Consider the following 20,689-nt stretch of genomic DNA (forward strand, 5'->3'; position numbering starts at 1 on the left):
CCGCCTTTCTGAAAAAGCTTCACCAAAAACTTTTTCATGTTTTCCAAAGGGGTTTTCACACGCCCTCTGACTTTCGCGGCCGGTCGTTCCATATATGATATACACGATCTGTTCTTGTCCAAGGAGCCATCATGGCGCGTCGGCCCGCTAACCGTTTTGTCTGTCAGTCCTGCGGGGCGGTCTTTCCCAAATGGTCGGGCCGGTGCGACGCCTGTGGTGCATGGAACAGCATTGTCGAGGAAACGGTCGAACCCACGGCAACCGGCGGTACCAACGCCCGCAGGCGCACGGGTGCCCGCATCAACCTTGTCGGTCTTGCGGGCGACACACCACCGCCACCCCGCATTGAAACCCGGATCGGTGAACTGGACCGCGTGCTGGGGGGCGGACTGGTTCCGGCATCCGTCGTGCTGGTTGGTGGTGATCCGGGTATCGGCAAATCGACGCTGCTGCTGCAGGGGGCCTGTGCGCTGGCGCGGGCGGGGCGCAAGGTCATGTACATATCGGGCGAGGAAGCGGTGGACCAGATCCGCCTGCGCGCGCGTAGGCTGGGGCTGGAAGCGCCCACGCTGGAACTGGCCGCCGCCATAAACGTGGCTGATATCGTCGCAACGCTGGAGGCGGAAAAGGACCTGGCGCTGGTCGTGATCGATTCGATCCAGACCATGTGGATGGAAACGGTGGAAAGCGCACCCGGCACCGTAAGCCAGGTGCGCGCCTGCGCGTTTGAACTGATCCGTCTGGCCAAGCAGCGTGGCTTCAGCCTGATCCTGGTGGGACACGTGACGAAGGAAGGAGCACTGGCCGGTCCCCGTGTGCTGGAACACATGGTTGATGCGGTCATGTATTTCGAGGGCGATCGCGGCCATCAGTTCCGGATTTTGCGCGCGGCCAAGAACCGCTTTGGCGCGACGGACGAAATCGGCGTGTTCGCCATGACCGATCAGGGACTGGAGGAAGTGCCCAATCCCTCTGCCCTGTTTCTGGCTGAACGGCGGGGACATATCGCGGGGTCCGCCGTGTTCGCGGGCATGGAAGGCACGCGCCCCGTCCTGCTGGAGGTACAGGCCCTGCTGTCGCCCAAGGCGGGTGATGGCGGCGCACGGCGCGCGGTCGTGGGGTGGGATACCGGACGGCTGAACATGCTGCTGGCGGTGCTGGAAGCGCGATGCGGCATCAAGCTCAACGCCATGGATGTACACCTCAATATCGCAGGTGGCCTGCGGGTGGGGGAACCGGCGGCCGACATGGCGGTGGCCGCAGCCCTTGTATCCGCCGCCACCGGGCAGCCCACCAGTGCCGGTTCGGTCTATTTCGGCGAAGTTGGCCTGTCGGGCGAGATCCGTCAGGTCTCGCAACCCGACACACGGCTGAAGGAAGCCCATAAGCTGGGTTTCGAGCATGCATTCCTGCCGCGCCGCATCGCACGCGGCAACCGTAAGCCCACGGCCCCCGATGGGCTGGGCATACAGGAGATCGGCCATCTGGGCGATCTGGTCAGCCTGTTTACCGGGGCAATGGAGGAGGCGGAGGCGTGAGTGCGCCCGAACGCTTCATGCTGCGCGAACCCGCGATGCTGGAGCGGGAGGTAAAGAAAAGCATTTTCCTTGCACAGGCTGCTCCCGTTTCAACCCCTGCGCAAGCCATGGAATTCATCGCATCCGTCAGTGACCCTGACGCCACTCATAACTGCTGGGCCTATCTGATCGGCCAGACCTATCGCAGTGATGACGCGGGGGAACCCGGTGGCACGGCGGGTCGCCCCATTCTGCAGGTGATCGAGGGGCAGGGTTTCGATCGCACCGTGGTCGTGGTCACGCGGTGGTTTGGTGGCACCAAGCTGGGGGCTGGTGGTCTGGTGCGTGCCTATGGCGGCACGGCTGCGGAATGCCTGCGCACGGCGGAACGCGTCCCGATCGTGGAAATGGTGTCCCTGACATTTGGCTGCGGTTTTTCCGACCATGCCCTGCTGCGTGCGCGGCTGGAAAGCATGGACTGCCAGATCAAAAGCGAAGACTTCGGGGCCGCAGGGGTCGACATGCAGATCGCCCTGCCCGCGATACGCGAGGCGGAGGTCCGTACCCGCATCACCGACATCACCCGTGGGCAGGCCACCATCCGCGTGGTGGAGGAAGACGTGACACCGGGTGTTGGAGACTAACGCTATTGCCGCTATGTCAGACAGCGTTTCACGTTCACCATACGGAAAAAAGACCAACCATGACCGATACCCCGCCGGACCGTCTGTCCGTCAATCCCGCCAGCCCCTTTTACAACGAGTCCCTGCTTGATCGCGGCATTGGCGTGCGTTTCAAGGGCATCGAGAAAAATAATGTCGAGGAATACTGCATAAGCGAAGGCTGGGTGCGTCTGGCCGTGGGTCGCGGCACCGACCGTTTCGGCAACCCGATGGCCATGAAGGTCAAGGGACCGGTCGAGGTCTGGTTCAAGTCCTGACCCTATCCTGAAAAGAAACAGGGGGCTGGCACAGGTAAGCCGATAACGGCTTGATATGCGGCATGAAATTACATCATCGCAGCCGGCCGGCCCTTACTGCCTCAAGATCTCCTTCTGGAGTACTTCGTCGCAGGCGCATGAAGTACTCCAGAGATTATCGGCGTCAGTCGCAATACAGCGTTCCTGTTCTGCCGCAGGCTTTGAGACATCATTGCCGGGCATAATGCCCTGAAAGAAAGAATCATCAGAAAGTTTTTGGTGAAGCTTTTTTCAAAAAGCTTCGAAGAACACCATCTTTTTGAAAAATGATTATTTTTTATCAGTGCTTATGGCGTGGACGATGGGACGACAGCATACAGCCCGATTTCCAGATGTTTGCCAGTCGAGTAATTCAATCCCGTCTGCTGTCCCAGTTCGTGCACATCCAGACCATTTTCCATGATGCGGGCACTGAAAGCGCCCAGATCCTGCGCCCCTACCAGCGCCATGCCGCATCTGGGGTTCTGCTGCAGGAAATCTGCGGCGGCCGTGGCATTGATCAGGCGCGTATCCTGACCCAACAGGAATACAAGGCTGGGTTCCGAATCTGATGTCGAGGCCACGATAGTCCGCGCGCAGGGACGGTGTGCATCCACCATCGCCGCAAGGCGTGGACTGAGCCAGATGGTCTGCAACCGGGGAATGACGGTCGTGAACAGCCCGACATGGATGATGACGGCAGCCGCTACGGCCGCCATGGCCGCCCGCAGCGCATCACGGTGCAGGATCAGGTAACCCGACAGGCCCAGCAGCGGCAGCGCACCGGCAGGCACCAGCATGGCAGCAGGGGAAACCATGCCTTCCATGCGCCACAGCAGCACCGGCCCCGCAAACGCAAGCACCGACCCGACCGTAAACCAGATCAGCCCATAAGCCGCAATCAGGCTACACCCCCATATCGCCCGTGGCCATTCCCAGTCTGTCGGAAAGGAAACAATCGCCGCCGCTGTCAGGATGGCAATGGCCGGATAGGTCGGCAGCACGTAATGCGGCAGCTTGGTCGCAATAGCCTCGAACACCATCCAGTGCGGCACGATCCAGCACAGCAGATAACGCACATGCGGCTGAAACCGGCGTTCCCATACAAAAGGCAGGCTCATGGCCGCAAAAACCGACCCGGGCCAGAAGGAAATGGCAAAGACAATCAGATGATAGCCCGGCGGCAGGCCATGCGTTTCCTGCCCGCTGGCGACCTTGCCCAGAAAATTGCGCCCGACCGCCCGTGAAAAGAAATCGCCGTGACTGATAACCCCGATGGCGATGCACCATGGCAGCACAATGGCCAGCATGACCAGCCAGCCCCATGCCGGCCGCAGCCGTTTCCACCAGTCAATACGCCGTTCCACCAGCGCCAGCGCAAGGGGGGTGCCAAAACCCGGAATCAGGATAACCGGCCCCTTGAGCATCAGCCCGCACCCCAGCGCGGTCCAGTACAACAGGGCCGCGGCAAGCGGGGTGGCAAGGTCACGTTCACGGTCCAGATATGCCCGCAGCAGCCCGCATTGTGCCAGCAGCACAAACAGCAGCAGGGTCGTATCAATGGTGGCCATCCGGCCTTCGGCCGTCATCAGCACCGATACCGCCAGCAGTGCCGCCCCCAGCAGGCCACACATGGGGCCGAACAGGGCCGCGCCAATCCACGCGGTCAGCACTGCGGAACCGGTCACCGCCAGAAGCGAAGGAATACGATAGGGCCAGACCGCATGCGCGTCCTGCATGCCCGTCAGGCGAACAGCCGTGGCTTCAAGCCAGTATATGCCAGCAGGCTGGAGATAGCGGGGCTGATCCAGAAACCGGACATCGACATAGTTGCCGCTGTGCAGCATCTGTGCCGTGGCTTCCATGTAACGCGGTTCATCACGGTCCAGCGGTGGAAGCGACGCACGCCCCGGCAGGAACAGGAAAAATACGGACAGCGCCACAAGGATATAGTGACGCAATGTCAGACGCGTCATGGGCACGGTCCCTTCAGCGTTCGGTAACGCGTTTCGGTATCCTGGCGCGGTTGTTAAGCCACATTACACCCAATATGTCCCGGATGCCGACAATGGCCCGTTTGAGATTGGTATATTTGGAAGATCCATGCAGCCGGTTACGGTGATCGACCGAAAGACAGGCCAGCGGTACGCCCCGCCTGCCCATAAGGGACGGCAGGAAGCGGTGCAGCCCCTCAAACTGGGGCAGCCCAAGGAAATCCACGCGCCGGAATGCCTTCAGCGACGCCCCGGTATCAGGGCAACCATCATCAAGCAGGCGACGGCGCAGGCCATTGGCAAAACGTGAGGCCAGCCTGCGCGACATGGTATCACGCCGTCTGGTTCGCACGCCCACAACCAGGGGCGCGCGCCCTTTTGCCATGCGGCACATTTCCAGCATGGCGGCGAAATCAGCAGGATTATCCTGTCCGTCACCATCCATCAGGATGACCCACTCACCGCGCGCGGCTTCAATGCCGGTGCGCAGGCCAGCGGATTTTCCGTAAACCGTATCATGACCAAGGATACGCAGGTCAGGCAGGATGCCGTCACGCCTTACGGCTTCAAGCTGTGCGACCGTATCGTCTGTGCTGCCATCATCAACGAAAATGACTTCAGCCCCGGGCAACTGGCCAAGGACATCGGAAATTTCCTGACATACAGGCCGAATATTCGGCCCTTCATTCAGTACTGCCGCGATAATGGAGACAATGGGACGGTCGTCCGCCCCATTACCTGACATGCCGGTTGTCACCAATGATGATCAGGCAGCACGCTGGGACAGGGCCGTCGGCAGGTCACCGATGGACTTGTCAATAATCTTGCCGTCCGTATCTGCGGGCAGGCTTGCAGCCAGCGTTTCACGCGTGGCCTGAATGGCGATATCAACAGCCGTCTCACGCACTTCGCGCAGGGCGGAACGTTCTGCCGAAGCAATCCGGTCCTTTGCCATCTGTTCGCGCCGTGCGGCGATTTCCTCGGCGTCCTTGCGGGCCTTCAGTGCGATATTGGCGGCTTCGCGCAGGGAATGTTCAACCAGTTCCTTGGCTTCGGCCAATGCCGCTTCGCGGTCACGCGTCGCGTCCTCAAGCATCTGCTCGGCTTCACGGCGCAGGCGCGCTGCTTCATCAAGCTCTGCACGGATGCGCTCCGCCCGTCCGTCCAGCGCGCTCACCAGGGGTTTCCATAGTGAACGCCCGAACAGGACAAAAAACAGGACAAAGGCAACAGCCGACCAGAAACGGGGATCATGAAACATGATTATGACCTGTCTGTCTTGGGCAGCGGGTCAGAGACCACGTGCTGCCGCAGCAGAACCGACCTTTGCCGTCACGAAATCGGCCGGGGCGGCAATGCCGGATAACTGATGGATCAGCGTTTCCGCCGTCGTTGTCGAAATCTCGCGCACGGATGCCAGCGCCTGCCCGCGTGCCTGGGCAATGCGGGTTTCGGCATCCTGGATTTCCGTCGCCAGACGCGCGTTCATTTCCTCGGCCTGCCGGGCGGCGGCAAGACGCGCCTCCTCGACAACCTTGTCCACATTGGCCTGTGCATCAGCCAGTGCCTTGCGGCGGGCTTCATGCAGGTCGGCCACTGCTTCATCAGCGCGGGTCTTGGCCTTGTGCGCAATCCCGAGATCCGTCTCGATCGTCTGGCGACGCAGCGACAGGACCTTTTCCACCTTCGGCAGGGCCGAACGGCTCAGCAGAAGGTAAAGTACCAGGAAAATGCCAGCGCCCCATACCACCTGTCCGATGACATAGGGATTGCCGAAATCAAGCTGGGGCATGCCCTCGGCGCGCGCGCCAGGGGCAACCATGGCCATCAGCGGCAGAGCCAGCGCGGACGAGGCCAGAACTGTCCCCGCCCTTCGGATGTTGTCATACATCACGGCGCGCGCCATGTTCGCCTCCAGCGTATCAGACGAACAGGATCAGGAACGCGATCAGAAGCGCATACAGGGCGACGGCTTCCGTCAGAGCGAAGCCCAGCATGCCGAGACCGAACACGTGCGGACGCGCGGACGGGTTGCGCGCGATGCTGCTGACCAGCGTGGAGAAGATGTTACCCAGGCCAATGCCAACGCCAGCGAGGGCGATAACGGCGATACCGGCACCAATTTCACGGGCTGCTGCGATATCCATGTCTTGTTTTCCTTGTTTCAGACGTTCTGGATTGAAATAGATGGAAGCGGGGTTGGGGCCTTTAGTGGGCCACCGCCTCCCTCAGATAGATGCAGGTAAGGATTGCAAACACGTAGGCCTGCAAGGCACCGACCAGCAATTCGAGTGCCATCAGCGCGATATTGATGACCACGGGACCAACGGCGATGATGTCACCGAAGAAGCCCAGACCGGCCAGCATGATCGTGAAGGCGGCAAACATGTCGAACATCACGTGACCGGCGACCATGTTGGCAAACAGACGGATCGACAGGCTCACGGGACGCGAAAGAAAGGAAAGGATCTCGATCGGGATCAGCAGCGGGGCCAGTGCCTTGGGGGCGCCGGCGGGCATGAAATGGGCGAAGAACTTCGCCCCCTGCACCTTGAGCGACACGATGATCGAGAGGCAGAACACCATCAGCGCCAGCGCCAGCGTCACGGCGATATGGCTGGTGAAGGCAAAGGAAAAAGGCAGCAGGCCAAGGTAGTTGCCAGCCAGGATGAAGAAGAACAGCGTGAACACGAACGGGAAGAAGGCCCGGCCTTCCGGACCAATCGTATCAACCGCCATGTTATGGATGAAGTCGTAGCACATTTCAGCTGCGGACTGCAGCCGGCCCGGCACCACCGCCGCGGGACGCATGCCCACGTACAGGAATGCCAGAACCACAATGGCGGCAACAATCATCATCATGGGGGACTGGCTGAACCGCAGGGATTCGCCAAGTGCACCCAAAACTGGATGGAGCTCGAACTGACCGAGCGCGTCGATGGATGATCCGGCCGCCAACTTCGTTCTTCCCTATATCCGTCCAGAGCCGTCGTCCGGCCCCTTTGCCTCAGTGTTTATGGCATCGGGCCTGACAAGACGCCAGACATTAAGCACACCTGCCACACCACCCAGAAGCGAAAAGACGATCAGGAACCAGGGCTTCGTATGCAGCCAGTGGTCAAGCCCCCAGCCAATCGCAACCCCGACCACCAGCGCCGATACAAGTTCCGTTCCCGACCTGATCACCAGGCCCAGATCGGACAGCGTCCCACCGGTGTCGCGGGCAGCGGGCGCGGGCGGGTTCATACGCTCGCGGGCTGCTTCCAGTCGCCGGTCAAAGGACTCGTCGGACGGGTCGTTATCCTTATCCACTTCTCGCACCTCCCAAGGGTGCAGGCGCTAGCTAACGATGCTGCAATAACCTGTCAAGCAAGGGGTGGCAAACAAACGTGCCATCCCTGCATCTTTTTTCCCCGGTGGGGGTTCAATATGCCCTTATTCGCCGGAAGAACCACCGGGAATGACATCATAACCGGCGCTGCCGGGAAACGCGCCGGGCGGCGGGGCGTCGGCGGGTTCGACATGGATGGCCTGGTTGACGTCAGGCCCGATCTCACGCGCGTTGATGGCGGTTCCATGATCCCCTGTCACACCGGTGCCGATGGCGTGCAGCGTCGCCCCCGGCTTGAGCCACGCGACAAGACGGGTTGCATTCTTTTCACCCACATACACGACGCTATGGTCACGCATGATCACACCCTGCGCCTTGCCCTGCATGTCATACAGGGGGGCCAGGATGGTCCCGTCCACCGGCACGTCGGGGCCGATGCTGGGGGAATCAATCACCGGGGCCGTGGCGGATGCGGGCGGATGCACGTCGGCGATACGGCGCCCACGCGGGCCGCTGACGGCATAGGCACGCACGATCGGCTGGCTTATGCCCTTCAGGCCATTGACGCTGACCTGTTCACCCGGCCGGGCGATGGTGGACAGTTCTTCCCCCAGATCGTGGGAAAAGAAAACCTGTGTCCCGTCCCCCAGCAGCATGCCGGACACCTGGCCCGCCGGGGTCAGGATATACTGCACAAGCTGCCCCGTGGTGACCGGCAGCGGCGTCATGTCGAACACCGGGGTTACCTGCGCCGCGGCCGGCGCGGCCGGCGCGGGCTGTGCGCCACCCCTGCTGGCGGCATGGGCACCGCCCGCCGCCAGACTGCCAGCCACAAGCACGCCCGCAAGCAGGCGGCAGGAGGAACGTCGATGAATGTCCATGCGGGTACCCGTCTTTCGTCTGTCTTAACCCCGGTCGTCCACCGGGCGTGCTATCTCATGCCATCCCCGGCGCACAGGCAAGGGGCCTTGCTGTAGGATCAGTGCCGGAAATGGCGCATACCTGTGAAGACCATGGCGATGCCGGCCTTATCGGCGGCGGCAATCACCTCATCATCACGGATGGAGCCACCGGGCTGGATCACGGCTGTCGCCCCTGCGGCGATTGCGGCTTCCAGACCGTCCGCGAAGGGGAAGAACGCATCCGACGCCACGACACTGCCCTGGGTCAGCGGATGGTCGATGCCCGCGGCCTTCGCGGCGTCAGCGCTTTTGGTGGCGGCGATGCGCGCGGAATCAACGCGGCTCATCTGCCCCGCGCCAATTCCCACCGTGCTCTGGTCCTTGGCATAGACAATGGCGTTCGACTTGACGTGCTTGGCCACACGGAAGGCAAAGATCAGATCCGCCATTTCCGCCGGAGTCGGCGCGCGTTTCGTCACCACCTTCAGCGCATCGGGCGTGATGCGGCCGTTATCGCGTGTCTGGGCCAGGAAGCCACCCGCCACCGAACGCACCACCACACCACCGGCCGCCGGGTCAGGCAGGGCGCCGGTCAGCAGCAGGCGCAGGTTCTTCTTGCGCGCAAGGATCTCACGCGCTTCGGCACTGGCATCGGGGGCGACGATCACCTCCGTGAAGATCGCGGCGATGCGTGATGCCGCCTCGGCTTCCAGCGTGCGGTTGAGTGCCACGATCCCGCCAAAGGCCGAAACCGGGTCGCAGCGCAGCGCCTGGTCCCATGCTTCGGCCTGCGTCGCCGCCACGGCCACGCCACAGGGGTTGGCGTGCTTGACAATCACGACGGCCGGGGCGTCAAATTCGGCCACGGCCTCGAATGCCGCGTCGGTGTCATTGATGTTGTTGTAGGACAGGGATTTGCCCTGCACCTGCGTTGCCGTGGCCACGCCGGGGCGGGTGGAGCCATCGGTGTAGAAAGCCGCCTTCTGGTGCGGGTTTTCGCCATAGCGCAGGCTTTCGCGCTTCTCACCCGCCACGATCATGCGCGGGGGCAGCACCTCGCCTTCCTGCTTTGCAAACCATGCGGCAATGGCGGCGTCATAGGCGGCCGTGCGGGCATAGGCCGCACCGGCAAGCTTCTTGCGCTGCGCCAGCGTGGTGCCACCATTTTCCAGCGCGGTGATGATTTCACCATACTGCGCCGGATCGGTCACGATGGCGACATGGGCGTGGTTCTTGGCCGCCGCACGGATCAGGGCCGGACCGCCAATGTCGATGTTCTCGATGCAGTCCTCCGCTCCCGCGCCGGACGCCACCGTGGCCTCGAACGGGTACAGGTTGACGGCCACAAGGTCGATCGGGGCGATCTTGTGTTCTTCCATCTGGCTGACATGCGTGGGCAGGTCACGCCGGCCAAGGATGCCACCATGCACCTGCGGCACCAGTGTCTTGACGCGCCCATCAAGGATTTCCGGAAAACCGGTATGTTCGGACACATCACGCACCGGGATGCCGGCTTCGCGCAGGGTACGGGCGGAACCACCCGTCGAGAGGATCTCCGCGCCATGGGCGACAAGGGCGCGGGCAAGGTCAAGCAGGCCCTTCTTGTCGGAAACGGAAATCAGGGCACGCCGAACCGGCACGGTCTTCGGGGGGGTCATCAGCAGGTGACCTTTCACGCAAGCTGGAAATGGGCCAATCCGGGTGGATTAGTCCAACCGCGTGATGCGGGGCAATAAGCGAAATGCCATAACTGCTCCATTCTGGGCGGAAATCAGCCCTGACAGGCCGCCCGGAGGGTCGCCAGCAGGTCGGGACGGCGTGGCAATGCAACCCCGTCCCATGCCACGACTTCCCGCACGGACAGGCTGTTGAGGGTGAAGACCGCCGCCGCCTGACGCAACCGCGCGGGTGAAATACGCCCCACTTGCACGATCCCTGCATCCACCAGCACCCCACGGGCCGTTCCGGGCAATGCGCCATCGCTGACCGGGGGGGTGACAGGCTGCCCGTCAAGGCAGGCGACCAGCGTGCTGGCGCTGGTTTCAGCCACGAAACCCGCATGGTTGAGCAGGATGGCATCATCCGCACCCTGTTCCGCCGCCTCCATCCGCGCCAGAATGGATGGCAGGTAATTCAGGCTTTTTATCCGTGACAGGATGCTGCACTCATCACGCCGGTGGGATGCGGTGACCAGACGCACCGGGGTTGCGGGCGGCAGGCCGGATGAAGTGGTCAGCAGCACTGTTGGCGAGACCTGTGCGGGCGGCAGCAGGCCGCGTGGTCCCACCCCACGGGTGCAGGTCAGGCGCAATGATCCCGTTTGCAGCCCGCTGGCATCCAGCAGGGCCGCAATACCCGCCGCAATGGCCGCCCGGTCAGGGGATGGCAGCCTGATGGCCGCCGCCCCCTGCGCCAGACGGTTCATGTGGCGATCGAAATGCCGGACCTGTCCGCCCGCAACCCGCATGGTCTCGAACAGGCCATCGCCCAGCAGGAAGCCCCGGTCCGCCGTGTCCACGCATGCGCCGCCCGCGGGCAGGATCCGGCCATTGAGCCATATGGGCAGGGAAACGGGTACGGTCATGGAGATCCTCCATCCGGGCTGTCATGGAAAATATCCAGCAGGGCCGCGATTTTCAGCTGCATTTCACGATATTCACGCATCGGGTCGGATTCAAAGGTGATGCCCCCGCCCGCCGCCGCGATGATGCACTCCGGCGTCATGGACAACGCGCGGATGATGACGGAACTGTCCATGGCCCCATCGCACCCGATCCATGCCACCGTGCCGCAATAGGCCCCACGGGCGGAGGCCTCCAGTTCATCAATGATCTGCATGGCGCGATGCTTGGGCGCGCCCGTAACCGAACCCGGCGGCAGTGTGGCGGCCAGCAGGTCGAAGGCATCACAGCCCGTACGCAGTTGCCCCGTGACCTCGGACACCAGATGGTGGACATGGGCAAACCGTTCCACGCCAAACAGTTCGGGCACGCTGACGCTGCCGATACGGGCCACACGGCCGATGTCATTGCGCATGAGGTCCACGATCATCAGGTTTTCGGCCCGTTCCTTCGCATCATGGCGCAGGTGACGGGCCAGTTGCGCATCTTCCGCCGCCGACCGGCCGCGCGGGGCGGTGCCCTTTATGGGCCGGGTGCGCACCGTGCCATCGGGACCAAGGGCGATGAACCGCTCGGGCGAGGCACTGAGCAGGGCAAATGCCCCATCACATGACAGGAAAGCCCCGAACGGCGCGGGGGACCCGGCCCGCAACGCACGATAGACATCCACCGGCCCAAGCCCGGCGGGTCGGGCGGCATACATGCGCCCGGTCATGTTGACCTGAAACACCTCGCCCACCGCGATCCGTTCCACCGCCTGCGCCACACCGGCGCAATAGGCCGCGCCATCCTGATCCGGCCTGAAAGGCAGGGCGGGCAATGCGGGGATCGCCCCTGCCGGACCAACCGCTTCCCACTGCGCCACCAGACGGGCAACCCGATCAGCAGGCAGGGCCACAGGGTCATGACCCGCCAGCCACGCCCGGCCCTGCAGACGGTCAAGGACAAAGGCATGGTCATAAATACCGAACGCAGCCTCCGGCTGCGTCGGGTCATCCTTATGCCGGGTCATGATCCCCGTCCCGCGCAGCCCTGCGCCGTAACCGGCAAACCCGATCGCCCCACCGGCAAAAGGCAGACCAGCAGGACAGCCACCAACCGGCAGAGCGTCCCGCAGCACCGCCAGCAGGTCACGGTCCACCGCCACGCCATCCAGCCGGCATCGGCCTGCACGCTGGACCACCACATGCACCGGGTCACGGCAGATGATGACCCAGCGCGCCCGGTCACCAACCGTGCCCCCGCTATCCAGACAGGCAAGCCATGGCAGGTGTCCCCACGCCGCCAGTATGGCGTCCACATCCCGCCAGGGCAGGGGCAGGCTTACGCCGTCCCTAGCCATCCCCGGGGTGCCGCAGGTCGTGGGTGTAGGTTGCCAGCATGGTGCGGACTTCATCCCCATCCGTCGCTTCCAGCGCGCGGCAGGCCATGCGACGGCAGTCATCCATGGCGGCCGCCCGGATCGCCCGCTTCACCCGTGGCACGGCGGAGGCATGCATGGAAAAGGACCGCACCCCCAGCCCCACCAGCAACGGCACCGCCAGCGGGTCGGACGCCAGTTCCCCACAGACGGAAACCGGCCTGCGCTGGCGCAGCCCCGCATCCGCTGTCATGCGCACCAGCCGCAGCACCGCCGGGTGCAGCGGGTCATACAGGGCCGCCACATCCGCTGCCGCCCGGTCGGCGGCAAGGGCGTACATGGTCAGGTCATTGGTACCGATGGCCAGGAATTCGGCTTCCTGCGCCAGCACATCGGCCATGAGGGCGGCGGCGGGCGTTTCAATCATGATGCCAAGCGGCGGTAACGGGTCGGGTATTTCCATCCCTTTACGCCGCAGCCTGCGCCCGACGCGGGTATAAATGTCACGTGCGGCCCGTACTTCCCCCACCCCGGACACCATGGGCAACAGGACCCGGACCGGCCCCGCATGGGCCGCGCGCAGGATGGCGGCGAACTGCGTTTCCAGCAGGGCGCGATGCTGAAGCAGCAACCGGATGCCCCGCACGCCCAGCGCCGGATTGACATCGCCCCCATTGCCAATACCCACGACGCGTGACAGGGCATCGCTGTTCTTTTCACTGCCCCAGTCCACCACGCGGATCGTGACCGGGTCGCCCGCCATGGCCTCGATCAGGGGCAGGTAGATGGCTTCCTGCCGCGCTTCATCAGGCAGGGTATCGGTATTCATAAACAGGAATTCGCTGCGCAGCAGGCCAATGCCCGCCGCCCCCGACTGCGCCACCATCGGCAGTTCGGCCGGGATTTCCAGGTTGGCCTGCAGCGTCAGCACTTCCCCGCTGGACAGGCGGGCGGGCAGCCGGCGCAGCCGGCCCAGCATCTGGCGTTCACGCGCATAGGCCGCGACATCCACCCGTGCCGCCGCCGCCGTGCGGCTGGAGGGGCGGATAATGACCTGCCCCGTTGTCCCGTCCACCACCAGGCGCGTGCGCCGCCGCACCTGCGCCAGCAACCCGTGGGCAGCCAGCACGGCGGGAATGCCCAGCGCACGCAGCAGGATGGCGGTATGCCCGGTACTGCCGCCTTCTTCCGTCACGACGGCGGCAATGCGGGAGGGATCGATCAGGGCGGCATCGGCGGGGCGCAACTGCTCGGCGACCAGAATGGCCCCGTCCGGCAGGGCGGAAAAGGAACGATAGGGCGTGCCACTAAGGTTACGGACCAGCCTGCGCCCGATTTCACGGAATTCGCCCGCCCGCCTGCGGGCCGCCACCGCGTCCTCGCCCTGTGGCGCGGGACGGTCGGGCGGTGCGAGCATGTGGGCGGCCAGCGCCTCGGTTTCCTGCATGACGGCGGCTTCGGCCAGCATGCCGTGTTCCAGCCGCCCCTCGATCCCGCGGCGCAGGCGCGAAGGTCCCAGCATGCGCCGATAGACTTCCAGCAGGGAGCCAATTTCAACCTGCCCGTCTTCCGGCAGCAGGGCCAGACGGTCATGCAGCCGACCAAGCTGGGCCACGGAACGGCTTATGGCATCATGCAGACGGGTACGTTCATGCGCCGGGTTACAGTCCCGGCGCGCCATATCCACTGGCGGGGGGACCGGTTCATGCGCGACAGCGGCGTAACCGATCGCGACACCGGGGGAGACAGGCTGGCCTTCCAGCCGTATTTCTCCCGCGCGGGGACGCTGCTGCGGACGGCGTTCAGTCGCCTTCATCAAACCCGGCCCCGACCAGCCGCACCAGCGCCGCAAGCGCCTGCGGCCCCTGGGGACCGGTGGTGGTGATGGTGATCGTCTCGCCCCTGCCCGCGCCCAGCATCATGAGTCCCATGATGGAATGGCCCGAAACCGTCATGCCCGCATGGGTTACATCAACACCCGCATCGAATTTTTCCGCGACCGTCACAAATTTTGCGGCAGCCCTGGCATGCAACCCGCGCTGGTTCACGATCTCCGCATCCATCCGGTGCGGCACGGGCTGTGTCGCTGTTTCAGCCACCGTGGCCTGCCACGCTGTCCGCCTCACCCACGCATTCCCCCACACCCGACAGGCATGCCGCCGGCAGGTGGGACGCCACGGATATGTAACGCCTGCCCGCCGCTTCCGCGCCGTTGAGGCATTCGCGCATATCCGCCTGCCCGCGTATCTGCGCCAGCTTGACCAGCATGGGCATGTTTACCCCCGCCAGCACTTCCACCCGGTCGTTTTCCAGCACGGAGACCGCAACATTCGATGGCGTGCTGCCGAACATGTCGGTCAGCAGGATGACGCCCTGCCCGCTATCGACCGAGTCGATGGCCCGTTGCAGGGCATCGCGGCATGTGCCCGGCACAGCGGTGGTGGTCACGTTGAACACCGCGGTCTGCGCCTGCGGGCCGACCACGTGTTCGAGTTCCCCCTTCAGGGTCTCACCAAGGATACCATGCATCACGAACACAAGACCGATCATTTCGGGTCCGTCTGCTCCGTTGTTTCCGACAGCCCGCGTGGCCGATTGGCCCACCGCCAGCTGCTGCGGCCCTGACGGGCCAGTTCACGATGCATGATAACAACAGGCCATGCATCATGTGGATGGGTATTGTCCGCACGTTGCGCAAGCCTGCGGGCCAGTGCCTCCACCAGTGTGACGGAACGGTGCCGCCCGCCCGAACAGCCTATGGCGATGGTGGCGTATTTCTTTCCTTCGCGCACAAAACGCGGCAGCACCAGTTCCAGCAGCCCTACGATACGGTCGAGGAATTCCTGATAATCTGGATCACGGGCGACATAGGCCGCCACGTCCGCATCCAGGCCGGTCATGGCGGACAGGGTGGAATCATAATAGGGATTGGTCAGGAAACGGGCATCGAACACCATATCCGCTTCACGCGGGAGGCCTGCCGGAAAGGCAAATGACATGAGGGCGACTGTCAGGCCATCGAGTCCCCCCGCCGTCCATTCCCCGAAACGGGCCTCGACCAGCTGCCGCAGTTCCGGCGGTGGCAGGTCGGAGGTATCGATCACCACATCCGCCGCTTCACGCAGGGGGGATGTCAGGGCGATTTCGGCCTCGATCCCTTCCTTTACGGTGCCATGGACGGCCTGCGGATGACGCCTGCGGGTGGCGGTATAGCGACGCAGCAGCACGCTTTCCTCGGCCGTTGCGTAAATCAGTTCAGCATTCAGGCCCGGGTTGACGCGCAGCCGCGCCAGCGCAGCCAGCACGGCAGATGCATCGAACCCGCGCGTGCGGGAATCCACCCCCACCGCCACGGGACGTTCGGCACGGGCCACGATTTCATCCAGCATGCCCAGCGGCGGATTATCGATCACTTCGTGCCCCAGATCCTCCAGAATGCGCAGAATCGAGGACTTGCCCGCGCCGGACAGCCCGGTGACAAGCAGGATACGACGGGGAAGTGGCGTATCTTCATGCATGGTGTCAGTCACACAAAACCCTGACTTCTGTCAGCCCCATGGCCAATGACAGATCGCTGTATCATGGCGGGATCGAAACCTTTTCATGAACCCATTGTTCCCTGAACGGGCGACAATGGAAAGTGGTGACGATATCACATCTGCCTTTCATCAAGCAGTTGCCTGCGACCGGCAACACAGTCCAGCACCAGCCCGATCCGGGCAACGGCGGAAGGCCATGCCGGATCAATGAAAAACACCGGCTGCCCCACGACCTTATCACGGTGTGGCGGCGGGGGGAGTCGCGGCGGATGGTCAGCCGGTGAAACCAGCCTTGCAACCGCCACAACACGCACGCGCGCCCGATAGCGCATGCGCACGATCCCGATACCGCGCACCTCCAGCAGTCCGGACAGGGCTGCGGGCGCGCTGGCCCAGCCTTCGTGCAGGCAGACCCGGTCATCGGCCACCAGGTCATAGCCTGCGTCAATCAGGCGCAGCAGCAGGTCGGACTTTCCCGCCCCCGACGGGCCGGTCAGCACGATACCCTGCGCCCCCCGCGCCGCACAGGACGCATGGATCTGGACCGGATCATTCATGGAAAGGAGGTTTATCCGAAAGTCGTCATTTCGGGGATGGAAAATTTTTTATGGACAAAACATGACCATTTTGTGATTCTGGCCTCAATGGAAGAAAACATGCCGTTCCACCCTTCGCCGGAAGTACATATCCGGTGCCTGACCGGCGTCGATGCCACGACCGGGCAATTCCCGACCGAGCTGTTTCCCCAGATCAGGCAGGCACTGGCCACGGGCATGACCCGGCTGGGCCAGCATGGCATGACTGCGGAAAACGTGACCCGCGTCACCTTTACCCTGCGTGAGACCGATGGCTTCAGCGCCTGCTTTCCCCTGCTGAATGACCTGTTCGGCCGGACCTGTCCTGCAACGACGCTGCGACTGGTCAGACAGTTCGAACATATGGGGCAACTGGCTGAAATCGAACTGGTGGCCATGCCCCCTGCCGACGATTGAGAAACGTAAACGCCGCCAGTCATGGACTGGCGTTCAACCGGATCAGGTTTTTATCGGAAGAAGGATGGTGGTGGAGCTGAGGGGAATCGAACCCCTGACCTCCTCATTGCGAACGAGGCGCTCTCCCATCTGAGCTACAGCCCCACAATCCTCGCGCGATACATACCGTGCGCAGGCCGCAAGTCAAGGCCCATTTTTGGTATGCCAATCGCTTTCTTTCCCTGCCCGCCGCGTTCATGGCAGTTGTATGCGGGCGTGACGGACACTAAATTCCAGTTCCCATCATCCATGAAGGTTGGCCCGTTGATCACCATTATCTTTAACCTGCTGGCTGAACTCATACAGCTTTATTACTATGTGGTGATGCTGGCCTGTCTGTTCAGCTTCCTGCTTGGGTTCGGCATCCTGGATCCGCGCAACCAGATTGTCTGGAATATCTCGAACTTCCTGTTCCGCATGACCGAACCGGTCCTGCGTCCCATCCGGAACATCATGCCCAATATCGGCAACATCGACCTCAGCCCGCTCGTCCTGCTGCTGCTGCTGCAGTACGTGGTGATGCCGGTCATGGGCAAGATTTACGGAATGCTCATGGTCGGTATTGCATAAAAGCCGTGGCTACGGGCTATCCCCTGTGCGCCGTAGACGGATATAACAGGTCATACAGGCCTTGGTTTTCCTTCGGCCCGGATTTCAGGAGTTTATCATCACATGAAAAAAATGAACCGTTTCCTGGCTCTCGCCGCGGCCCTGCCACTTGCTGCCGCACTGTCCGGCGCGCCCGCGCATGCACAGGGTTTCGGTGACCTGACCGGTGGTTCGGGTGGGCTGGGCAAGGCGAGCAGCCTGCTTTCGGGCAGCGGCCTGAACGTGCCGTCTGTCTCATCGCTGGCCCCTTCCAACGTCACGGGCCTGCTGAGCTACTGCGTGCAGAACAACTACCTGCAGGGTAACAGCCCCACCACCCTGCTGTCATCACTGAAGCAGAAGGCGGGTCTTGATACCTCCAGCAGCCAGTATTCCAACGGCCAGAACGGTATTCTTGATACCGGCAACGGCAATACGTTCTCTCTGTCATCGCTCAGCGGCAACCTGAAGCAGAAGGTCACGACCAAGGTCTGCAACGCCGTGCTGAAGCAGGGCAAGTCCCTGCTCTGATCCGGCAAACGGATGTCCGCCCGGTTCAGAACGGGCGGACAACCACCATGATCACGATGATCATCATGAGAACGGTCGGCACTTCATTCGCCATGCGATAGAACCGTTCGGGCCGCGTATTGCGGTCATTGGCAAAATCCCGCCGCCAGCGCCCGCATGCGCCGTTAAATCCCGCCATTGCCAGCACACAGGCAAGCTTGGTGATCCACCAGCCCGAATGCCAGTCGATCAGCCCGGGAATGGCCGACAGCAGGCCCCCGAACAGGAATGTGCTGATCATGGCCGGCATCATGATGAAACGCAGCAGCTTGTATTCCATCACCTTGAAGCGTTCGGATTCAGCCGTGCCCGCCGCCACCTGGCAGTGGTAGACAAACAGCCGCGGCAGATAGAACAGCCCCGCCATCCATGCGATGAACGACATGATGTGGAATGCCTTCAGCCACAGCATGATGGAAGCCAGCGCGTCAATCATGCGCGACACCCTGCTGTTTCTGGCTATCCAGTATACGCCGCAGCAGCGGCACGAATTCATTCAGATGCGTGATCCGCAGCAGTCCCGGCCATGATGGCGCGGGCAGTTCGGCCGGCCGCAGCAGCACACATCCCATGCCCGCCGCCTGCGCCGCGCGCGCACCGGTATCGGTATCTTCCAGCACGATGCAGTTTTCAGGCGAAACACCCTGCGCCTTCGCCGCCGCCAGATAGACTGCCGGGTCCGGCTTGGGCTGGCCCATGTCGCGCGCGGAATGGATATGCGCGGGCGCGATCAGGGCATCCAGACCGGTACGGCCGAATTTCGCTTCCATTTCCATGACCGAGGAATTGGAACCGATACGGTAGGGTAGCCCAAGGCCCGCCACGCCACGCAGCATGGCGGGAGCACCGTCTATGGTTTCCGCCTCACTCCGCATGAGAATGACAAGATTGCGCTGCATCTGCGCAGGCCAGTCATCGGGTAGGGCAATGCCCTCCGCCTGCTCGATTTCATGCTTCAGCGCCGTCAGGGCATGGCCCGCAAAACGGTGGACCGCGTCCTCATCGCTTATGGCAAGGCCATATTCGCGCAGGTTGCGGGCAATCATGCGGCATGACGGCCCTTCGCTGTCGATCAGGACACCATCACAGTCAAAAATGACCAGCTTGAGCGCGCCATCAGGACGCAGGGCGGCAGGCAGCATCATTCATACATCCCGTATGGTCTTGATCAGATCGCCCACATGTTCGGGGGGTGTTGTCGGAATGACCCCGTGGCCAAGGTTGAACACGTGGGGGCGTCCCTTCATCGCATCACGGATGGCGCGGGCTTCGGTGCGCATGCCTTCCCCCCCGGCCAGCACGCGGATCGGGTCCAGGTTGCCCTGCAGCACCAGCGTATCCGGCACCTTTTCCGCCACGGCCTTCATGTCGGCCCCGGTATCGAGCGCCATCGCGTTCACGCCCGTCACGTGGCCGTATTCAATCGCCATAAGCCCGGCCAGGCGCGGAAAGCCGATTACCGGCACATCGGGGTGGCGTGCATTGATGATTTCGGTAATCCGGCGCGCGGGTTCGATGACATGCTTGCGGAACTGCGACGGCGGCAGAAGCCCCGACCAGCTGTCGAACAGCATGACCGCTTCCGCCCCGGCCGTGATCTGGTCGCACAGCATGTCCGCCGTGGATGTGGTCAGCAGGTCGATCAGCCGGTCAAAGAATGCCGGGTCGGTATAGGCCAGCCTGCGCGTTTCCTCGAACTCACGCGAGCCATGGCCTTCCACCATGTAGCACGCCACCGTGAACGGGGCGCCGGCAAAGCCGATCAGCGTGACCTGTCCCGGTTTTGCGGGGCCGATCGCCTCCGGCCCGTCAACAGCTTTGCGCAGCCGGGACAGCGTTTCCATGACCGGCTGCGTTGCCTCTTTCACCCGCGTGGGGTCCAGACGCTCCAGGTCGGCCATCGAACGGACCGCCCCGAGGACGGGGCCACGACCCGGCACGAATTCCAGTGATTGCCCCATTGCCCATGGCAGGATGAGGATATCGGAAAACAGGATCGCGCCATCCATGCCAAAACGGCGGATGGGCTGCAGCGTGATATCCACCGCCATGTCCGGTGTCATGCAACGGGTTATGAAATCCGCCTTTTCACGCAGTGCCCGGAATTCTGGCAGGAACCGGCCCGCCTGCCGCATCAGCCATACCGGAGGTGGCCATGTCGCCTCTCCCAACAGGGTGGCGAGCAGGGGTTTGCGTGTTTCAGTCATCGATCCGTCGTTCTGTTTCGTTGTGGCCGGACTATCTCGTACTTTCGTCGTGACGGATAGCGGGCAGGTGA

25 protein-coding genes and 1 tRNA gene are annotated in these 20,689 nt (G+C 62.9%); 6 read left to right on the forward strand and 20 right to left on the reverse strand.

Annotated elements, in window-relative coordinates; all coding sequences use genetic code 11:
• Positions 1–131: 131 nt before the first annotated feature.
• From radA to F1542_RS11095, 3 genes are read left to right on the forward strand one after another with little or no spacing between them, the layout of a single operon-like run.
• Positions 132–1,538, forward strand: coding sequence for a DNA repair protein RadA (gene radA / locus F1542_RS11085; RefSeq protein ID WP_193733087.1), 1,407 nt, complete (start codon positions 132–134; stop codon positions 1,536–1,538).
• Positions 1,535–2,161 (forward strand): YigZ family protein, encoded by a 627-nt coding sequence (locus F1542_RS11090; protein ID WP_193733088.1) that lies wholly within the window; start codon positions 1,535–1,537, stop codon positions 2,159–2,161. Before radA ends, F1542_RS11090 begins: the two co-directional genes overlap by 4 nt.
• A gap of 59 nt (positions 2,162–2,220) precedes the next feature.
• Positions 2,221–2,457, forward strand: coding sequence for a DUF3297 family protein (locus F1542_RS11095; protein WP_010509497.1), 237 nt, complete (start codon positions 2,221–2,223; stop codon positions 2,455–2,457).
• Positions 2,458–2,783: 326 nt separating this feature from the next.
• Here F1542_RS11095 and F1542_RS11100 read toward each other — a convergent pair whose 3' ends face one another.
• The 16 genes from F1542_RS11100 to F1542_RS11175 form a co-directional block, all read right to left on the reverse strand.
• Positions 2,784–4,451: a glycosyltransferase family 39 protein gene (locus F1542_RS11100; protein WP_193733089.1), complete on the reverse strand. Its 1,668-nt coding sequence runs from the start codon at positions 4,449–4,451 to the stop codon at positions 2,784–2,786.
• Positions 4,452–4,464: 13 nt separating this feature from the next.
• The gene (locus F1542_RS11105) at positions 4,465–5,214 is read right to left on the reverse strand and encodes a glycosyltransferase family 2 protein (RefSeq protein ID WP_193733090.1); all 750 of its coding nucleotides are present in this window, start codon (positions 5,212–5,214) and stop codon (positions 4,465–4,467) included.
• 21 nt (positions 5,215–5,235) lie between these two features.
• Positions 5,236–5,730: a F0F1 ATP synthase subunit B gene (locus F1542_RS11110; protein WP_193733091.1), complete on the reverse strand. Its 495-nt coding sequence runs from the start codon at positions 5,728–5,730 to the stop codon at positions 5,236–5,238.
• Between the two features lie 30 nt (positions 5,731–5,760).
• The gene (locus F1542_RS11115) at positions 5,761–6,375 is read right to left on the reverse strand and encodes a hypothetical protein (protein WP_193733092.1); all 615 of its coding nucleotides are present in this window, start codon (positions 6,373–6,375) and stop codon (positions 5,761–5,763) included.
• A gap of 16 nt (positions 6,376–6,391) precedes the next feature.
• Positions 6,392–6,616: an ATP synthase subunit C family protein gene (locus F1542_RS11120; RefSeq protein WP_003616715.1), complete on the reverse strand. Its 225-nt coding sequence runs from the start codon at positions 6,614–6,616 to the stop codon at positions 6,392–6,394.
• A 61-nt stretch (positions 6,617–6,677) separates the two neighbouring features.
• Positions 6,678–7,427: a F0F1 ATP synthase subunit A gene (locus F1542_RS11125; protein ID WP_019090713.1), complete on the reverse strand. Its 750-nt coding sequence runs from the start codon at positions 7,425–7,427 to the stop codon at positions 6,678–6,680.
• A 12-nt stretch (positions 7,428–7,439) separates the two neighbouring features.
• Positions 7,440–7,781, reverse strand: coding sequence for an AtpZ/AtpI family protein (locus F1542_RS11130; RefSeq protein WP_193733093.1), 342 nt, complete (start codon positions 7,779–7,781; stop codon positions 7,440–7,442).
• A 123-nt stretch (positions 7,782–7,904) separates the two neighbouring features.
• Entirely contained in the window at positions 7,905–8,681 is a 777-nt protein-coding gene (locus tag F1542_RS11135) for a hypothetical protein (RefSeq protein ID WP_193733094.1), read from the reverse strand.
• A gap of 98 nt (positions 8,682–8,779) precedes the next feature.
• Positions 8,780–10,360 carry a bifunctional phosphoribosylaminoimidazolecarboxamide formyltransferase/IMP cyclohydrolase gene (purH, locus tag F1542_RS11140; RefSeq protein WP_193733095.1) on the reverse strand — a complete coding sequence of 527 codons (1,581 nt, stop codon included), beginning with the start codon at positions 10,358–10,360 and terminating at the stop codon, positions 8,780–8,782.
• Between the two features lie 113 nt (positions 10,361–10,473).
• Positions 10,474–11,286 (reverse strand): aminotransferase class IV, encoded by an 813-nt coding sequence (locus F1542_RS11145; RefSeq protein WP_193733096.1) that lies wholly within the window; start codon positions 11,284–11,286, stop codon positions 10,474–10,476.
• Positions 11,283–12,665: an anthranilate synthase component I family protein gene (locus tag F1542_RS11150; protein WP_193733097.1), complete on the reverse strand. Its 1,383-nt coding sequence runs from the start codon at positions 12,663–12,665 to the stop codon at positions 11,283–11,285. Before F1542_RS11150 ends, F1542_RS11145 begins: the two co-directional genes overlap by 4 nt.
• Positions 12,658–14,499 carry a phosphoenolpyruvate--protein phosphotransferase gene (ptsP, locus tag F1542_RS11155; protein ID WP_193733098.1) on the reverse strand — a complete coding sequence of 614 codons (1,842 nt, stop codon included), beginning with the start codon at positions 14,497–14,499 and terminating at the stop codon, positions 12,658–12,660. The genes F1542_RS11150 and ptsP overlap by 8 nt, the downstream gene beginning before the upstream one ends.
• On the reverse strand, positions 14,486–14,782 hold the full coding sequence (locus tag F1542_RS11160; protein WP_408886253.1) for an HPr family phosphocarrier protein: 297 nt from the start codon (positions 14,780–14,782) through the stop codon (positions 14,486–14,488). Before F1542_RS11160 ends, ptsP begins: the two co-directional genes overlap by 14 nt.
• Positions 14,775–15,233 carry a PTS sugar transporter subunit IIA gene (locus tag F1542_RS11165; RefSeq protein ID WP_193733099.1) on the reverse strand — a complete coding sequence of 153 codons (459 nt, stop codon included), beginning with the start codon at positions 15,231–15,233 and terminating at the stop codon, positions 14,775–14,777. The genes F1542_RS11160 and F1542_RS11165 overlap by 8 nt, the downstream gene beginning before the upstream one ends.
• Entirely contained in the window at positions 15,230–16,201 is a 972-nt protein-coding gene (gene rapZ / locus F1542_RS11170) for an RNase adapter RapZ (protein WP_193733159.1), read from the reverse strand. Before rapZ ends, F1542_RS11165 begins: the two co-directional genes overlap by 4 nt.
• Before the next feature lie 134 nt (positions 16,202–16,335).
• The gene (locus F1542_RS11175; protein ID WP_193733100.1) at positions 16,336–16,779 is read right to left on the reverse strand and encodes an HPr kinase/phosphorylase; all 444 of its coding nucleotides are present in this window, start codon (positions 16,777–16,779) and stop codon (positions 16,336–16,338) included.
• A gap of 99 nt (positions 16,780–16,878) precedes the next feature.
• Here F1542_RS11175 and F1542_RS11180 point away from each other — a divergent pair, with 99 nt between their 5' ends.
• The gene (locus tag F1542_RS11180; RefSeq protein ID WP_227672678.1) at positions 16,879–17,214 is read left to right on the forward strand and encodes a RidA family protein; all 336 of its coding nucleotides are present in this window, start codon (positions 16,879–16,881) and stop codon (positions 17,212–17,214) included.
• Positions 17,215–17,282: 68 nt separating this feature from the next.
• Here F1542_RS11180 and F1542_RS11185 read toward each other — a convergent pair.
• Positions 17,283–17,358, reverse strand: a tRNA-Ala gene (locus tag F1542_RS11185).
• 57 nt (positions 17,359–17,415) lie between these two features.
• On the opposite strand from F1542_RS11185, the gene F1542_RS11190 reads away from it, so the two are divergent.
• Together F1542_RS11190 and F1542_RS11195 are read left to right on the forward strand one after the other, a co-directional pair.
• On the forward strand, positions 17,416–17,823 hold the full coding sequence (locus tag F1542_RS11190) for a YggT family protein (protein ID WP_193733102.1): 408 nt from the start codon (positions 17,416–17,418) through the stop codon (positions 17,821–17,823).
• A gap of 102 nt (positions 17,824–17,925) precedes the next feature.
• Positions 17,926–18,372, forward strand: coding sequence for a YjjA family protein (locus F1542_RS11195; RefSeq protein WP_193733103.1), 447 nt, complete (start codon positions 17,926–17,928; stop codon positions 18,370–18,372).
• A gap of 25 nt (positions 18,373–18,397) precedes the next feature.
• Here the strand turns inward: F1542_RS11195 and hemJ are convergent, their stop codons facing one another.
• The 3 genes from hemJ to hemE are packed head-to-tail and all read right to left on the reverse strand — an operon-like array spanning position 18,398 to position 20,618.
• On the reverse strand, positions 18,398–18,847 hold the full coding sequence (hemJ, locus tag F1542_RS11200; protein WP_193733104.1) for a protoporphyrinogen oxidase HemJ: 450 nt from the start codon (positions 18,845–18,847) through the stop codon (positions 18,398–18,400).
• Complete coding sequence (locus F1542_RS11205; RefSeq protein WP_193733160.1) at positions 18,840–19,553, reverse strand: HAD family phosphatase; 714 nt, start codon at positions 19,551–19,553, stop codon at positions 18,840–18,842. Before F1542_RS11205 ends, hemJ begins: the two co-directional genes overlap by 8 nt.
• Before the next feature lie 3 nt (positions 19,554–19,556).
• Positions 19,557–20,618: a uroporphyrinogen decarboxylase gene (gene hemE, locus F1542_RS11210; RefSeq protein ID WP_193733105.1), complete on the reverse strand. Its 1,062-nt coding sequence runs from the start codon at positions 20,616–20,618 to the stop codon at positions 19,557–19,559.
• Between the last annotated feature and the right edge of the window lie 71 nt (positions 20,619–20,689).

The organism is Komagataeibacter sp. FXV3, assembly GCF_015155755.1.
Classification (GTDB): domain Bacteria; phylum Pseudomonadota; class Alphaproteobacteria; order Acetobacterales; family Acetobacteraceae; genus Komagataeibacter.

Excerpts from the sequence above, each read along its gene's own strand:
- F1542_RS11095 (WP_010509497.1), top strand. The coding sequence starts at position 2,221 with ATGACCGATACCCCGCCGGACCGTCTGTCCGTCAATCCCGCCAGCCCC.
- F1542_RS11115 (WP_193733092.1), bottom strand. The coding sequence starts at position 6,375 with ATGGCGCGCGCCGTGATGTATGACAACATCCGAAGGGCGGGGACAGTT.
- F1542_RS11145 (WP_193733096.1), bottom strand. The coding sequence starts at position 11,286 with ATGACCGTACCCGTTTCCCTGCCCATATGGCTCAATGGCCGGATCCTG.
- F1542_RS11165 (WP_193733099.1), bottom strand. The coding sequence starts at position 15,233 with ATGATCGGTCTTGTGTTCGTGATGCATGGTATCCTTGGTGAGACCCTG.
- F1542_RS11150 (WP_193733097.1), bottom strand. The coding sequence starts at position 12,665 with ATGGCTAGGGACGGCGTAAGCCTGCCCCTGCCCTGGCGGGATGTGGAC.
- F1542_RS11120 (WP_003616715.1), bottom strand. The coding sequence starts at position 6,616 with ATGGATATCGCAGCAGCCCGTGAAATTGGTGCCGGTATCGCCGTTATC.
- F1542_RS11195 (WP_193733103.1), top strand. The coding sequence starts at position 17,926 with ATGAAAAAAATGAACCGTTTCCTGGCTCTCGCCGCGGCCCTGCCACTT.
- ptsP (WP_193733098.1), bottom strand. The coding sequence starts at position 14,499 with ATGAAGGCGACTGAACGCCGTCCGCAGCAGCGTCCCCGCGCGGGAGAA.
- F1542_RS11105 (WP_193733090.1), bottom strand. The coding sequence starts at position 5,214 with ATGTCAGGTAATGGGGCGGACGACCGTCCCATTGTCTCCATTATCGCG.
- rapZ (WP_193733159.1), bottom strand. The coding sequence starts at position 16,201 with ATGCATGAAGATACGCCACTTCCCCGTCGTATCCTGCTTGTCACCGGG.
- F1542_RS11175 (WP_193733100.1), bottom strand. The coding sequence starts at position 16,779 with ATGAATGATCCGGTCCAGATCCATGCGTCCTGTGCGGCGCGGGGGGCG.
- hemJ (WP_193733104.1), bottom strand. The coding sequence starts at position 18,847 with ATGATTGACGCGCTGGCTTCCATCATGCTGTGGCTGAAGGCATTCCAC.
- F1542_RS11100 (WP_193733089.1), bottom strand. The coding sequence starts at position 4,451 with ATGACGCGTCTGACATTGCGTCACTATATCCTTGTGGCGCTGTCCGTA.
- F1542_RS11180 (WP_227672678.1), top strand. The coding sequence starts at position 16,879 with ATGCCGTTCCACCCTTCGCCGGAAGTACATATCCGGTGCCTGACCGGC.
- radA (WP_193733087.1), top strand. The coding sequence starts at position 132 with ATGGCGCGTCGGCCCGCTAACCGTTTTGTCTGTCAGTCCTGCGGGGCG.
- purH (WP_193733095.1), bottom strand. The coding sequence starts at position 10,360 with ATGACCCCCCCGAAGACCGTGCCGGTTCGGCGTGCCCTGATTTCCGTT.
- F1542_RS11190 (WP_193733102.1), top strand. The coding sequence starts at position 17,416 with ATGCCAATCGCTTTCTTTCCCTGCCCGCCGCGTTCATGGCAGTTGTAT.
- F1542_RS11135 (WP_193733094.1), bottom strand. The coding sequence starts at position 8,681 with ATGGACATTCATCGACGTTCCTCCTGCCGCCTGCTTGCGGGCGTGCTT.
- hemE (WP_193733105.1), bottom strand. The coding sequence starts at position 20,618 with ATGACTGAAACACGCAAACCCCTGCTCGCCACCCTGTTGGGAGAGGCG.
- F1542_RS11205 (WP_193733160.1), bottom strand. The coding sequence starts at position 19,553 with ATGCTGCCTGCCGCCCTGCGTCCTGATGGCGCGCTCAAGCTGGTCATT.
- F1542_RS11110 (WP_193733091.1), bottom strand. The coding sequence starts at position 5,730 with ATGTTTCATGATCCCCGTTTCTGGTCGGCTGTTGCCTTTGTCCTGTTT.